Source organism: Wenzhouxiangella sp. XN201 (assembly GCF_011008905.1).
GTDB lineage: Bacteria > Pseudomonadota > Gammaproteobacteria > Xanthomonadales > Wenzhouxiangellaceae > Wenzhouxiangella.
Genome location: NZ_JAAIVI010000017.1, coordinates 1,523,956 through 1,537,434, shown reverse-complemented (window position 1 = coordinate 1,537,434; position 13,479 = coordinate 1,523,956). Strand labels below are relative to the sequence as shown.

The following is a 13,479-nucleotide window of genomic DNA, read 5'->3' as shown; positions in this document are numbered from 1 at the left end:
CCGGGGCGCCCGACTGATGTACGAATCGTTCTACGGCCTTTCAGAACGTCCGTTCTCGATTACGCCGAATCCGCGTTTCGTGTACCTCAGTCAGCGTCATCGCGATGCCCTGGCGCACCTGCTCTATGGCGTGGGCGAGGGCGGCAGCGGCGGTTTCGTGCAGCTCACCGGCGAGGTCGGAACCGGCAAGACCACCCTGTGCCGGGTTGTGCTCGAGCAGGTGCCCGAAAACACGCAGATCGCGCTGATCCTCAACCCCATGCTTTCGCCCAAGGAATTGCTGCGGGCGATCTGTCACGAGCTTCAGGTTCCGGTCGACGACACCGATGGCAGCCTGCAGCAGCTGCAGGAGCGACTCAACAGCTACCTGCTGGATCGTCACGCCCGCGGCGAGCGGGTCGTGCTGATCATCGACGAGGCCCAGAACATGAGCCGCGAAGCGCTCGAACAGGTGCGTCTGCTGACCAACCTGGAGACGGCCACCGACAAGCTGCTGCAGATCATTCTGATCGGGCAACCGGAGCTGCGCGACCTGCTCGCACGACCCGAGCTCCGACAGCTGGCCCAGCGCATTACGGCGCGCTATCACCTCGACCCGCTCAACGCGGCCGAAACCGAATCCTATGTACGCCACCGGCTGCAGGTGGCCGGCAGTGAACGCTGCCCGTTTGCTCGCGACGGCCTGCGTGCCCTCTACCTGGCCTCCGAAGGCGTGCCGCGCCTGGTCAACATCATCGCCGACCGCGCCCTGATGGCCGGTTACGCACGCGAGGAAGAACGCATCGGCGCCGGGCTGGTGCGCGCCGCAGCCCGCGAGGTGGCTGGTGAGGAGTCCGAGAAAGACGGCGGCTGGCTGCGCGGCCTGGTGGCCGGCTTCGCGTTGCTGGTCGTGCTGGCCGGCGGTGGCGCCCTGTCGTGGGCTTTGCTGAGCGCGCCGAAGGACGAAGAAGCCGCCGGCGGTCTGGCCTGGCAGGCGATGCTGTCGGGTCTGGATGAGCGCTCGGCCTGGATGGAGCTGGCCGCCGTCTGGCCGGTGGTCACGACCGATGACGTGGAACAGGCCTGCAGCGGCGAAGACCATCCCATCCTCGCCTGCCGTGAATTGCGCGGCAACTGGGCCTACATTGCCGAACTCGACTTGCCGGTGGTGCTTCGCCTGTCGCATCCGGCCGGGACGCGCGTATTGCTTGCCGGACTCGAGCGCGACCATGTCATTCTGCGGCACAATGGCCAGGACTGGCGCGTCGCGCGCAATCAGCTGGATCGCCGCTGGCAAGGGGAGTTCGTGGTTGCCTGGCCGGATGACGGCCAGCTGTTGCGGCAGGGCGACAGCGGATCGATGGTGCGACGCATGAAGCGCCTGGCCGCCGAGGTTGACGATTTCCCCTGGGCCGGTCCGGTGGACGAGCGATACTCTGCGGAATTTCGCGACTGGGTAGCGCAGTTTCAGCGGCGCCACGGCATTAACGATGACGGCGTGATCGGCCCGGCAACCCGCCTGTTTCTGGGGGTGCCCCGGCAGGACATGCCGGGCCTGATGACCCAGACCAACGGAGCCTGACAAGACGTGTCCTTCATCCTTGATGCGCTGCGCAAGTCCGACGCTCGCCGAAAGCAGGGCAATGTGCCCGACATCCATACGCCGGAACCGTCGGGTCCGCCGCCGCGACGTCGCGGTCGATTCGTGCTCTGGAGCGCGGTGGCGCTAGTGGTGGGTCTGATCGCCGTCATCGGCCTGGTGCTGATCCTGCGCGGTGGTCTGCCGGATATGCTCTCCGGCCAGGTCGCGGATGATGAGCCGGTGACCGACACAAGTGATGAGCTTGCGCCGTCCGACCCGGTCGAAGCCGTTGCCCCGGATGAAGCGACCGGGACCCGCGATGAAGCGTCCGCGACCGACGAGCGGGCGAGGCGGCCGGGCGACGCCGCCGAGGAAACGCGGGCGGCACGGCGCGCTCGTGCGTTGCTGCGCTCCGAAGACGCCGCCGAGGCGCCGGCGCAGGCCGAGCAAGAATCCGAGGCGAGTGCAGTTGATCCCACGCGCGAGCGGCGTCGTCGTCGCGAACCCCTCGAAGCGGGTCAGGAGTCTTCGGCGTTGCGCGAGGCAAGGCAGCGCGAAACCGAACCGGTCAGCGCCGAGGTCGCGGCCGAGGAGATCGCTCGTCGCCTGGCAGAAGCAGAGCGAAGCGCCAGGGACGATGCCTCGAATGCGCAAGCCGACAACTCGGACACCTCCCGGGAGCGGGCAGCGCCGGCCCGGCAACCGGCGGCAGCGGCCGAACCCGATGGCTCGGACAATCGCGGCGTGGCCGGCTACGTCGAGGCGTGGGATCTGCCGCTGTCGGTACGCCGTAGCCTGCCCGAGTTGGTGCTCAATATTCACGTCTACTCACAACGCCCGAGCGACCGATTCGTGCTGATTAACGGCGAGCGCTACGTCGAGGGCGACGCGGTCGGTGATGGCGTCGACCTGGTCGAGATTCGACGCGAGGGCGCTGTCGTCGATTTCCGCTCACATCGTTTCCTGCTGCGGCGGCAATGATCGAGCACTGGTCCTCAGGGCGCCGGCAGTCGTTGGCCTGGCCCTGGATGCTGACCCTGTGCAGCCTGGTCATGCTGGCGGTTCGAGTCGCCCTCGAAACGGGCATGGGCGGGGTCGAAGGGCAGTCGGCCGGGCAGTGGGGATTCGTTCCTGCCGATGTGATGGCTGCATTGCAGCAACCGCCGGCCGACTGGATTCATGCTGGCATCGCGGGTCTGTTTGCCGCGCTTTTCGTGCATGGCGACTGGTTGCACCTGGCTGGCAACCTGGCCTATCTGTGGGTCTTCGGGGTGACCGTCGAACGTGCCCTCGGGCCCTGGGGCCTGGCCGCCAGTTTCCTGTTTCTGGGTGCGCTGGCCAACCTGGTGCTCGCCTGGCAAACCGGCGCCAGCACTACGCCGGTCATTGGTGCCAGCGGCGGTGTTTCGGCTCTTATCGGCATCTATCTCGGCTTGTTTCCGGTCAGCCGGATGGGCTTGTGGTTGCCGCTCGGGCTGTATCTCCAGTTCGCCCGGGTTCCGGCGCTGCTGGTCATCGGCTCCTGGTTTACACTGCAACTCATGTATACCGTATTCGGTCCCGAAAGCGGCGCCGTGGCCTGGTGGGCCCATGTTGCCGGCTTCGTCGCCGGCGTAATGCTCGCCATCGTATTGCGGCTGTTCCTGGGCCGAGCGGCTCTCCAGATCCAGGATGATTGAATGACGACCTTGTACAAGATCAGCTTTCACAACCAGGGCAAGGTCTACGAGATCTTCTGCCGCAGGGTTGCGGGGAGTGACCTGGCCTATGGCTTCGTGGAGGTCTCCGACCTGGTCTTTGAAACCGATGATTCGGTGGTCATTGACCCCACCGAGGAGCAATTGCGCGCGGAATTCGAGGATGTCGAAGTGCTGCATCTGCCGATGCATTCGATCATCCGGGTCGAGCAGGTCAAAAAGCGCGGCGTGGCCGTGATCCGCGACAGCAAGAGTGGCGAAAAGGTGACGCAGCTGCCCGTCGACAATCCTCGTCGCAAACGTTGAAGTGGCCGGATCGGGCCGACTGTGGTACGGTTTTCGGCGTTTTGCGCCGGGCCGATCTGCCGCAGCGGGGAGCGAGTTGCCGCAGCATGATCGGATGACAACACGCATCAATCACTGATCAGAGGGACGGAAAACCGGATGAACGCTTCAGACCACCAGCAAACGCCACCGGTGGACGACCAGCGCAACAGCGGCTGGCTCGACCGGGCTCTCAATTTCATCGAGGTCGTGGGCAACAAGTTGCCTGATCCGGCCATGCTCTTCCTGCTGCTCATGATCGTGGTCTGGATTTTGTCCTGGCTGCTGTCGGGCATGCAGTTCGGCGCCCAGCATCCGTCCACGGGCGAGGCCATCACGATCACCAACCTGCTCACCGGTGAACAGCTGGTCAGTTTCCTGACCACGATGGTGACGACCTTCACCAGTTTTGCGCCCCTCGGGGTCGTGCTGGTGGCCATGCTGGGCGTGGGTGTGGCCGAGCAGAGCGGCTATATCAATGCCCTGCTGAAAAAGCTGCTGGCATTCACGCCGAAGATGTTGCTGACCCCGATGCTGATCCTGATCGCCATCGTCAGCCACACGGCGGTCGATGCCGGCTACGTCGTGGTGATTCCGCTTGGCGGCATCATCTTCTACGCCGCCGAGCGCCATCCCCTGGCCGGCATCGCCGCGGCATTCGCCGGGGTCTCGGGCGGGTTTTCAGCCAACTTCGTCCCCTCCGCGCTCGATCCGCTGCTGATGGGCTTCACCCAGCCGGCCGCACAGATCGTCGACGCGAGCCTGAATCTGCATCCGCTCATCAACTGGTATTTCACCTCGGCCTCCTGCCTGGTCATCGTTGCTCTCGGCTGGTGGCTGACCGACCGGGTGATCGAGCCGCGCCTGGCCGACACACCGCTCGACGGCGACGATGAGGACATGCCCGAAATGCACCCCATCGATGCGCGGGAGCAGCGCGCCATGTATGTGGCGACCACCGTCATGATCGTCGGGGTGGCACTGCTCGTCTGGTCGCTGATTCCCGAGAACTCGCCCTTCCGGGACGCCGAAAGCGGCACCCTGACGTCCTTCAGTGCACCGATCATGCAGTCGATCGTGCCGCTGATCTTCCTGGTGTTCGTGCTGCCGGGGGTGATTTACGGTTTCATGGCCGGCAAGTTCAAGAAGAGCAAGGATGTGGTCGATGCCATGTCCGACACCATGGGCTCGATGGCCTACTACATCGTCATGGCGTTTTTCTGTGCTCTGTTCGTGGCCGAGTTCGGGCGTTCGGGCCTGGGCATTCTGCTGGCCGTCGAGGGGGGCAACTTCCTCGCCGGGCTGAACATGCCCGGCGGCGCCACGCTGTTCGGCATCATCCTGCTGGTCGGCTTCGTCAACCTGTTCGTCGGCTCGGCCTCGGCCAAGTGGGCGCTGCTGGCGCCGATCTTCGTGCCCATGCTGATGCAGGTGGGTTTCTCGCCCGAACTGACCCAGGCAGCCTACCGCGTGGGCGATTCATCAACCAACATCATCACGCCGCTGATGCCGTATTTCCCGCTGGTGGTCGTCTACTGCCAGCGCTACGTCAAGGGCACCGGCATCGGTACCCTGGTGTCGATGATGCTGCCGTACTCGGTGGTCTTCCTGCTGGCCTGGTCGGTCTTCCTGATCGGTTACTGGATGCTCGGTATTCCGCTTGGTCCGGGCACCAGCTACGTCTATCCGGCGGGCTAACGATCGATCCACTGGGCGGGATCGATCGGCTCCCCCTCCCGGCGCAGTTCGAAGTAGAGGGCCGGTTCGGCGATACCGCCGGACCGGCCGCTGACCGCGATCGTCTCCCCCGGGGCGACCCAGTCGCCGACATCGCGCATCAGCGCCTCGTTGTGGGCGTAGAGGCTCATGAAACCGTCGCCGTGCTCGAGAATCAGTAACAGACCGTAGCCGCGCAGCCAGTCGGCATAGGCCACGCGACCGTGGGCGATGCTGTGGACTTCCTGCCCCGAATCGATGCCGATCAGCCAGCCGCTCCACTCGAGGTCACCGCTGCGGCGATCGCCGAAAGCCGCGCGCACCGGTCCATCGACGGGCATGGGCAGCCTGCCGCGGAGTTCGGCGAAGGGCGGCACGGCCACATCGGGGGGCACGTCGGCCAGCATCTGACCCAGCCGGTCGAGCAGGTCGCTCAGTTCGGCCGCATCGCGCTCGAGCTGGCCCAGGCGATCGCGCTGGCCCGCCAGCCGCTCATCGAGCGCCGCCAGGGCCTGCTCCCGTTGCCCAAGCGCCGCCTCCAGTCGCCGGGTTTCGACCTCACTGGCAGCCCGCAGGGTCTCGAGTGTGCTGGCTTCTTCCTGGAGCGCGCGCCGGGTTTCGGCCAGCCGGTCGAGCGTGCCATTGAGCTCGTCGATGGCGCGGATCCGTTCGCGCGAAAGATAGCCGTGGTAGGCCAGCCGTCGCGAAAACCGGCGCGGATCGTCCTGGTTGAGCAGCATTTTCAGACGCGATTGCCCGCCCAGGCGGTAGGCGGCGGCCAGTTGCTGGGCCAGATCGGTGGCATGCCGGCCCGCCTCTTCCTCGAGTCGGCCGCGGCGCTGTTCGAGGCGGTCGATGTCGGCGCGCACGCGTTTGAGTTCGCGGTTGGTTTCAATCCGGGCGCGACGGGACTGGCCGACGGCCCGCTCGGCCTGCGCCAGGTCGTCCTGGAGTTCGTCGCGCTGATCGAGATCGCGGTCGATGCGCTGCTGGATTTCGGCGATCTCGGCGCGCACGGTCTCCAGCTGGGCCTCGACCGCTTCGCGGTCCTGCTGCGCCGTGGTTTCGGCCATCAGCCCGATGCTCAGAAGCAGAACCGCCAGGCTGATGCGGGGGGCCGGAGAGGCGATCACCGCGTCTCAGTCTTTGTGAATCAGCGAGCGGCCGCTCATCGGCTTCGGTTGCGGCAGGCCCAGCAGCTCGAGCATGGTGGGCGCGATATCGCGAAGGCTGCCGCCGTCATCCAGTGCGAGCGTGCGCGGGCCGGCATACACCAGCGGGACCGGGTTGGTCGTGTGCGAGGTGTGCGGCTGACCGGTTTCGGGATCGTTCATCTGTTCGACATTGCCGTGGTCGGCCGTGATCAGTGCTTCGCCGCCGGCGCGTTCGAGCGCCGGCAGGACTTCGCCCAGCAGCCGGTCCACGGCCTCGACGGCTGCCACGGCGGCTTCGAGGTGGCCGCTGTGCCCGACCATGTCGGGATTGGCCACGTTGCAGACGATGACATCGTAGTGATCGCCTTCGATCGCGGCGACCAGTTCGCCCGACAGTTCCGGTGCACTCATCTCCGGCTGCAGGTCATAGGTGGCCACGTCCGGGGACTGGATCAGTTTGCGATCTTCGCCGTCGAAGACCCGTTCCTTGCCGCCATTGAAGAAGTAGGTCACGTGCGCATATTTTTCGGTCTCGGCGATGCGCAGCTGACGCAGGCCGGCGGCCTCGAGTTCGGCGCCCAACAGGTGCTCGAAAGTTTCCGGCTCGAAGGCGACCTCGACCGGCAGGCCGTCGAGATAATGGGTCATGGTGACCATGGCCGACAGGGCAGGGCGCGGGACGCTGAAGCCGTCGAAGTCGGGCTCGACGAAGGCCCGGGTGAGCTGGCGCGCCCGGTCGGCCCGGAAATTGATGAAGATCACCGCATCACCGTCGACCACGCGATGCCCCTCGCCGATCACCGTGGGAGCAACGAACTCGTCATCCTCACCGCGGGCATAGGCGGCTTCGAGCGCGGCCGAGGCCGTGTCGGCGCGGTGCTCGGAGCGGGCTTCGACGATCGCCTGCCAGGCGCGTTCGGTGCGCTCCCAGCGGCGGTCGCGGTCCATCGCGTAGTAGCGACCGCTGACCGAAGCGATGCGGGCACGATCGGATTCGTTCACGGCCGCTTCCAGGCGGCGGATGGAGTCAGCAGCGCTGCGTGGCGGTACATCGCGGCCGTCGAGGAAGACGTGCAGGGCCACTTCCGGCGCGCCACGGTCGAGCGCCAGCTCGAGCGTGGCCAGAAGTTGGTCCTCGTGACTGTGTACGCCACCGGGCGAGAGCAGGCCCAGGATGTGTACGCAGCCGCCCGAGTCGCGCGCCATGGCGATACCGTGATTGAGGGCCGGGTTGTCCCGGAAGCTGCCATCGGCGATGGCTTTGCCAATACGCGTCAGTTCCTGGTAGACGATGCGGCCGGCACCCAGGTTCATATGACCGACTTCGGAATTACCCATCTGTCCGGCCGGCAGGCCAACCGACTCGCCGGAGGTGTCCAGCAGGGTATGGGGATGCCCGGCCCAGAGCCGGTCCCAGTTGGGCGTATCGCCGACCGTGATGGCATTGTCGGGCGCGGCATCGCGGTGCCCCCAGCCATCGAGAATGAGGAGCATGAGCGGCCTGGGTCGTGCCATGAAGCGTGATTCCGGAGTGTTGAAAACCGGAAACGATTATCCCACAGCGTGGCCCACCATGCTGGCAACGAGAGCCTTAATCTAGGATAATGGGCGGCTTTGACCCAAGCTGCTTCGAGCATTCATGGAACAGATATTCGAGTTCATCGGCAACCATCCCTTGCTGACCGGCGCGCTGGGCGTTGCGGTCGGCGCCCTGGTTGTCTACGAAATCAGCCGGCTGACGCGCAAGTGGCGCGAGCTGGGCACGCTCGATGCAGTGCAGCTGCTCAACCGCGAGGATCCGGTGGTCCTGGATGTTTCCAACAGTGCCGACTACGCCAAGGGGCATATCCAGGGCGCGCTGCACATGCCGCCCTCGCGGATCGAGTCGGGCAACCAGCAACTGCTCAAGTACCGTGACCGCCCGATCCTGGTCTACTGCCGTAACAGCCAGGTGTCGCCCCAGATGGCCGGACGCCTGGTCAAGCTCGGTTTCAGCAATGTCAACGTGCTGGCCGGCGGGCTGACGCAGTGGATCAGCGATCAGCAACCGGTCACCCGTCAGAAGGGCGCCGCCAAGAGCGGTGAGGGCAAGCAGCAGCGCAAGAAATCGAAAGCGGACAAGTAAAACCCACTTACCAACAAGGATTCATACAGATCATGGCAGAAGAGAATCAGCAAGGCGCGGCAGGCGCCAACCAGGAAGGCACCCAGGAAGCCCGGATGGTCGTCCAGCACGTCTATCTCAAGGATGCGTCTTTCGAGGCACCCAACGTGATGGAACTCGATCAGAGCGGCAGCGAGCCCGAGATCAACCTCAACCTGTCGCAGCGGACCGATCCGGTCAGCGACGATCGCTACCATGTGGTGCTGACGGTCACCGTGACGGCCAAGCAGGGCGAGAAGACAGCGTTTCTGTGTGAAGTGCACTACGCCGGCTTCTTCCAGTTGGTCGGGTTCAGCGAGCAGCAGGTGTCCTACGTGCTCAACGTGCTTTGTCCGAACACCCTGTTTCCCTACTGCCGGTCGCAGATCGGCAACATGGTCTCCGCCGGCGGATTCTTCCTGCCGCCGCTGCAGGCGGTCAACTTCGAAGCGGTGTTTCGCCAGCGCATGGAAGAGGCCCGCCAGCAGCAGGAAGGCCAGCAGGAAGAAGCGTCCGCTGGCAACGGCCAGAATCCGCCCGAAACCGAACAGTAAGCGGCCGCAGCCATGGCCACGGTGATCGCGGTGTTCGGCGCCGGCTCCTGGGGGACGGCGCTGGGCATGCAACTGGCTCGCATGGGCCATGACGTGCGCCTGTGGGCGCGCGATGCCGATCGCGCCGAGGCCATGGAGCGCGATCGCGTCAACCAGCGCTACCTCCCCGACAGCCCGTTCCCCGAGTCGCTGCACGTCAGCAGCGACTTTGCGGCGGTGTGCGAGGGCGCGCAGCACCTGCTGGTGGCCACCCCCAGTCACGCCTTCAGTGAAACCGTCGATCGGCTGGCACCTTACGTCACGGCCGAGACGGGCCTGGTCTGGGCCAGCAAGGGCTTCGAGCCGGGCACCGGCCGCCTGCTACACGAGGTCGCGCGCGAGCGCCTCGGCGCCGACATCCCGCTGGCGCTGATCACCGGCCCTTCGTTCGCTCGCGAGGTGGCCGAGGCCTTGCCCACGGCGGTGACGGTGGCGGCCACGCAACCGGCATTCGGTCACGCCTGGGCAGCCTTGCTGCACGGCCACAATTTCCGCGCCTACTACACGGCCGACCTGGTCGGTGCCGAACTCGGCGGCGCCATCAAGAACGTGCTGGCAGTGGCTTGCGGGATGGCCGATGGTCTGGGCCTGGGCGAAAATGCGCGCGCCGCACTGATCACGCGCGGGCTGGCCGAGATGATGCGCCTGGGCCGCGACCTGGGTGCCGACGATCGGACGCTGATGGGCCTGGCCGGCATCGGTGACCTGGTGCTGACCTGCACCGGCAATCAGTCGCGCAACCGTCGGCTGGGTCTGGCGCTGGGGCAGGGGCGTTCGGTCGACGAAGCGGTAGCCGAGATCGGCCAGGTCGTCGAAGGCATCAAGACGGCCGAGGAAGTCATGCGCCTGGCCGAACGCGCGGGCGTGGAAATGCCCATTGCCGAGCAGGTCCACGGCATCCTGTTCCGCGGCTGGAACGCCCGCAAGGGTGTGCAAGTGCTGATGGAGCGCGACCTCAAACGCGAAACCGAGTAGCCCCGCTCACGGTCGAAATCGCGACCCGTTTTACCCCTGTATTTTTTCATTTTCGAAGGCCGACGGCCGCAGGTCCCTGACCCCAGGGGCTCAAGGTCTTTCGGCCTCTTTTTGGCACGATTTCGAGGCCGACATGATGCTTGAATCGCTCCGGGGAAAGGCGTAAGGTATTCGCACTGGGCACAATATCTTGTGTCCGGCAGCACGGTTTGGCACAACAGGTTGTGGATAGAGTGGTTGACAGCCTGTGCATAAGTAACGGTATTACACAATAATCAAGAGGTTGCGGCATGAGCGTTTCGGCAGAAGCTTTGACCGCTGCGCTTCCGGATATCGCCTTTCAGGAAGCGTCGCTGGACATCTGGGACAAGAAATATCGTCTCAAGGCTAAAACGGGGGAAATCATCGACCAGGAGATCGACGACACTTACAAGCGTGTCGCCCGGGCCCTGGCCGAAGTGGAGAAAGGCAAGGACAAGCAGGATCACTGGTATCGCGAATTCCTCTGGGCGCTCAGGCGCGGAGCGATTCCGGCCGGGCGCATCACATCCAACGCAGGCGCACTGGCGCACAAGCCGGCCACCTCGACCATCAACTGCACCGTGTCGGGCACCATCCGCGACTCGATGAACGACATTCTCGGCAAGGTGCACGAAGCCGGGCTGACGCTCAAGGCCGGTTGCGGCATTGGCTATGAGTTTTCCACGCTCAGGCCCAAGGGGGCCTATGTGTCGGGGGCGGGCGCCTATACCTCCGGCCCGATGTCGTTCATGGATATCTACGACAAGATGTGCTTCACCGTTTCCTCGGCCGGCGGCCGTCGCGGTGCGCAGATGGCCACCTTCGACGTCTCGCACCCGGACGTCATGGATTTCATCCGCGCCAAGCGCGAGAACGGCGTACTGCGACAGTTCAACTGTTCGCTGCTGATCACCGACGACTTCGTCCAGGCCGTCATCGACGATACCGATTGGCCGCTGGTCTTCCCGGTACTCGACAGCGAGACCGAGGAGATCGATGTCAACGACCCCGAGCAGGTGATCTGGCGAGAATGGCCGACCACCGAGGGTTACGTCAGCAACGACGAGGGCCTGGTGGCCTGCAAGATCTATCGCAAGGTGCCGGCCAAGCGCCTGTGGAACATGATCATGAGCAGCACTTACGACTATGCCGAACCGGGCTTCGTGCTGGTCGATCGCATCAACGAACAGAACAACAACTGGTGGTGCGAAACCATCCGCGCCACCAACCCGTGCGGCGAACAGCCGTTGCCGCCCTATGGCGCCTGCCTGCTCGGTTCGGTCAACCTGACGCGCTTTGTCGAAGAACCATTCACCGAGAACGCACGCTTCAACTGGGACGAGTACCGCCGCACCGTACAGATTTTCACGCGCATGCTCGACAACGTGGTCGAGATCAATGGCCTGCCACTGGAGAAGCAGCGCAAGGAAATCATGTACAAGCGCCGCCACGGCATGGGCTTCCTGGGCCTGGGCTCGACGCTGACCATGTTGCGCAAGCAGTACGGCCACCCCGAGTCGCTCGAGTTTACCGAGCGTGTCTCGCGCGAGATGGCCGTTGCGGGCTGGGAAACCGCCGCCGAACTGGCCGAGGAAAAGGGCCCGGCGCCGATCATGAGCGACGAGTTCGAAGTCACGCCCGAGATGCTGCGCAAGCGCCCCGAGATGAAGCGCGACGGCTACAAGCCCGGCGACAAGGTACCCGGCCGCATCCTGCATGCGCGCTACAGCCGCTACATGCAGAAGGTGGCCGAGGTTGCGCCCGAGCTGGTCGACAAGCTGGCCGAAACCGGTGCGCGCTTCACGCACCACACCTCGATCGCGCCGACCGGCACCATCTCGCTGTCGCTGGCCAACAATGCCTCGAACGGTATCGAGCCGAGCTTCGCCCATCACTACAACCGCAACGTGATCCGCGAAGGCCGCAAGAGCAAGGAGAAGGTCAGCGTCTATTCCTACGAGCTGCTGGCCTATCGCACCCTGGTCAATGCGGCCGCCATGCCGTATTCCGAAGAGGCCGACGAGCAGCTGCCGGACTATTTCGTCACGGCCGAATCGATCACGCCAAAGGAACATGTCGGCATCCAGGCCGCCGCGCAGAAGTGGATCGACTCGTCGATCTCCAAGACGGCCAATGTCCCGACCGACTATCCGTACGAGGACTTCAAGGACATCTACCTGTTCGCCTGGGAGCAGGGCCTGAAGGGCTGCACGACCTTCCGCTTCAATCCGCAGGCTTTCCAGGGGGTGCTGGTCACCGACAAGGACCTGGAGTCGACCACTTACGTGTTCGAACTCGAAGACGGCTCCAAGGTCGAGCTCCAGGGTAACGAGGAAGTCGAATACGACGGCGAATTGCACACAGCCGCGAACCTCTTCGATGCCTTGAAAGAAGGCTACTACGGAAAATTTTAATCAAGGCAGTTCGGGAGCATTGAAATGACCATCAGAATCGACAAGAAGATCGTGGACTATCAAGTCCAGGACAAGGAAAAGGAAGACTTGAAGGCGGCCGCCAAGAAGGAGGGCGGTCGCGAGAAGGCCGACATCATCCGGATGCACGAGAAGCTCGAGCGTCCGGAGGGCATGGAGTGCCTGGAAGGCGCGACCTACAAGATCCGCACGCCGCTCGATGACCACGCCCTGTACGTGACCATCAACGACATCATTCTCAACCAGGGCACCGAGCATGAGCAGCGCCGGCCCTTCGAGATCTTCATCAACTCGAAGAACATGGACCACTTTCAGTGGATCGTGGCGCTGACGCGCGTGATGTCGGCCGTGTTCCGCAAGGGCGGCGATGTCGTCTTCCTGGCCGAAGAACTGCAGGCCGTGTTCGACCCCAAGGGCGGCTACTTCAAGCCCGGAGGCCGCTTCGTGCCGTCGATCGTGGCCGACATCGGCGCGGTGGTCGAAAACCACCTCAAGCGCATCGGCATGATCGAGCCCGACGAGTTGTCCGAGCAGCAGCAGCTCATCCTCGAACAAAAGCGCGCGGAGGCCGAAGCCCGCGAACAGCAGCAGGCCGAAGCGGAAGGATTACCCCTGGCGGCACCAGGCAGCACGACGACGCCGACAGACGCGGGGCAGGGCGCCGAAGCCTCCTACCCGGCCTCGGCCACCCTGTGTCACAAGTGCTACACCAAGGCGATGGTCCTGCTCGACGGCTGCCAGACCTGCCTGGCCTGCGGCTATTCAAAGTGCGGCTAAGCCGCCCTCGCTGACCCTCTGCTGATCAAGCGGTATGGGTGATGACCATACCGTTGACCTGAATCAACGCTTGCAGAAGGGGCGGT

12 protein-coding genes are annotated in these 13,479 nt (G+C 64.5%); 10 read left to right on the top strand and 2 right to left on the bottom strand.

The features are described from left to right. Nucleotides 1–16 precede the first annotated feature (16 nt). The 5 genes from G4Y73_RS07380 to G4Y73_RS07360 all read left to right on the top strand — a co-directional run bounded on the left by G4Y73_RS07380 (nt 17) and on the right by G4Y73_RS07360 (nt 5,280). On the top strand, nt 17–1,561 hold the full coding sequence (locus tag G4Y73_RS07380) for an AAA family ATPase (RefSeq protein ID WP_164230913.1): 1,545 nt from the start codon (nt 17–19) through the stop codon (nt 1,559–1,561). 6 nt (nt 1,562–1,567) lie between these two features. Next, on the top strand, nt 1,568–2,542 hold the full coding sequence (locus G4Y73_RS07375; RefSeq protein ID WP_164230912.1) for a general secretion pathway protein GspB: 975 nt from the start codon (nt 1,568–1,570) through the stop codon (nt 2,540–2,542). Then, nucleotides 2,539–3,240 carry a rhomboid family intramembrane serine protease gene (locus G4Y73_RS07370; protein ID WP_164230911.1) on the top strand — a complete coding sequence of 234 codons (702 nt, stop codon included), beginning with the start codon at nt 2,539–2,541 and terminating at the stop codon, nt 3,238–3,240. Before G4Y73_RS07375 ends, G4Y73_RS07370 begins: the two co-directional genes overlap by 4 nt. Next, on the top strand, nt 3,241–3,564 hold the full coding sequence (locus G4Y73_RS07365) for a DUF1820 family protein (RefSeq protein WP_164230910.1): 324 nt from the start codon (nt 3,241–3,243) through the stop codon (nt 3,562–3,564). It begins immediately after the preceding gene. A gap of 138 nt (nt 3,565–3,702) precedes the next feature. Then, nucleotides 3,703–5,280, top strand: coding sequence for an AbgT family transporter (locus G4Y73_RS07360; protein ID WP_164230909.1), 1,578 nt, complete (start codon nt 3,703–3,705; stop codon nt 5,278–5,280). On the opposite strand, the gene G4Y73_RS14260 is transcribed toward G4Y73_RS07360, so the two are convergent. Both G4Y73_RS14260 and gpmI read right to left on the bottom strand, forming a co-directional pair. Beyond that, nucleotides 5,277–6,431: a peptidoglycan DD-metalloendopeptidase family protein gene (locus G4Y73_RS14260; RefSeq protein WP_164230908.1), complete on the bottom strand. Its 1,155-nt coding sequence runs from the start codon at nt 6,429–6,431 to the stop codon at nt 5,277–5,279. The two genes, G4Y73_RS07360 and G4Y73_RS14260, sit on opposite strands and share 4 nt — an antisense overlap. 6 nt (nt 6,432–6,437) lie before the next feature. Beyond that, complete coding sequence (gene gpmI, locus G4Y73_RS07350; protein WP_164230907.1) at nt 6,438–7,967, bottom strand: 2,3-bisphosphoglycerate-independent phosphoglycerate mutase; 1,530 nt, start codon at nt 7,965–7,967, stop codon at nt 6,438–6,440. Nucleotides 7,968–8,091: 124 nt separating this feature from the next. Between gpmI and G4Y73_RS07345 the strand changes: the two genes are divergently transcribed. The 5 genes from G4Y73_RS07345 to G4Y73_RS07325 all read left to right on the top strand — a co-directional run bounded on the left by G4Y73_RS07345 (nt 8,092) and on the right by G4Y73_RS07325 (nt 13,393). Further along, nucleotides 8,092–8,577 carry a rhodanese-like domain-containing protein gene (locus G4Y73_RS07345; protein ID WP_164230906.1) on the top strand — a complete coding sequence of 162 codons (486 nt, stop codon included), beginning with the start codon at nt 8,092–8,094 and terminating at the stop codon, nt 8,575–8,577. Nucleotides 8,578–8,609: 32 nt separating this feature from the next. Next, nucleotides 8,610–9,149: a protein-export chaperone SecB gene (gene secB / locus G4Y73_RS07340; RefSeq protein WP_164230905.1), complete on the top strand. Its 540-nt coding sequence runs from the start codon at nt 8,610–8,612 to the stop codon at nt 9,147–9,149. Nucleotides 9,150–9,161: 12 nt separating this feature from the next. Continuing rightward, nucleotides 9,162–10,163 (top strand): NAD(P)H-dependent glycerol-3-phosphate dehydrogenase, encoded by a 1,002-nt coding sequence (locus tag G4Y73_RS07335; RefSeq protein ID WP_164230904.1) that lies wholly within the window; start codon nt 9,162–9,164, stop codon nt 10,161–10,163. Nucleotides 10,164–10,453: 290 nt separating this feature from the next. Beyond that, entirely contained in the window at nt 10,454–12,598 is a 2,145-nt protein-coding gene (locus tag G4Y73_RS07330) for an adenosylcobalamin-dependent ribonucleoside-diphosphate reductase (protein ID WP_164230903.1), read from the top strand. A gap of 24 nt (nt 12,599–12,622) precedes the next feature. Continuing rightward, entirely contained in the window at nt 12,623–13,393 is a 771-nt protein-coding gene (locus G4Y73_RS07325) for an NrdJb (protein ID WP_164230902.1), read from the top strand. Nucleotides 13,394–13,479: the final 86 nt, after the last annotated feature.

Excerpts from the sequence above, each read along its gene's own strand:
- G4Y73_RS07380 (WP_164230913.1), top strand. The coding sequence starts at position 17 with ATGTACGAATCGTTCTACGGCCTTTCAGAACGTCCGTTCTCGATTACG.
- G4Y73_RS07325 (WP_164230902.1), top strand. The coding sequence starts at position 12,623 with ATGACCATCAGAATCGACAAGAAGATCGTGGACTATCAAGTCCAGGAC.
- secB (WP_164230905.1), top strand. The coding sequence starts at position 8,610 with ATGGCAGAAGAGAATCAGCAAGGCGCGGCAGGCGCCAACCAGGAAGGC.
- gpmI (WP_164230907.1), bottom strand. The coding sequence starts at position 7,967 with ATGGCACGACCCAGGCCGCTCATGCTCCTCATTCTCGATGGCTGGGGG.
- G4Y73_RS07335 (WP_164230904.1), top strand. The coding sequence starts at position 9,162 with ATGGCCACGGTGATCGCGGTGTTCGGCGCCGGCTCCTGGGGGACGGCG.
- G4Y73_RS07345 (WP_164230906.1), top strand. The coding sequence starts at position 8,092 with ATGGAACAGATATTCGAGTTCATCGGCAACCATCCCTTGCTGACCGGC.
- G4Y73_RS07370 (WP_164230911.1), top strand. The coding sequence starts at position 2,539 with ATGATCGAGCACTGGTCCTCAGGGCGCCGGCAGTCGTTGGCCTGGCCC.
- G4Y73_RS07360 (WP_164230909.1), top strand. The coding sequence starts at position 3,703 with ATGAACGCTTCAGACCACCAGCAAACGCCACCGGTGGACGACCAGCGC.
- G4Y73_RS07330 (WP_164230903.1), top strand. The coding sequence starts at position 10,454 with ATGAGCGTTTCGGCAGAAGCTTTGACCGCTGCGCTTCCGGATATCGCC.
- G4Y73_RS07365 (WP_164230910.1), top strand. The coding sequence starts at position 3,241 with ATGACGACCTTGTACAAGATCAGCTTTCACAACCAGGGCAAGGTCTAC.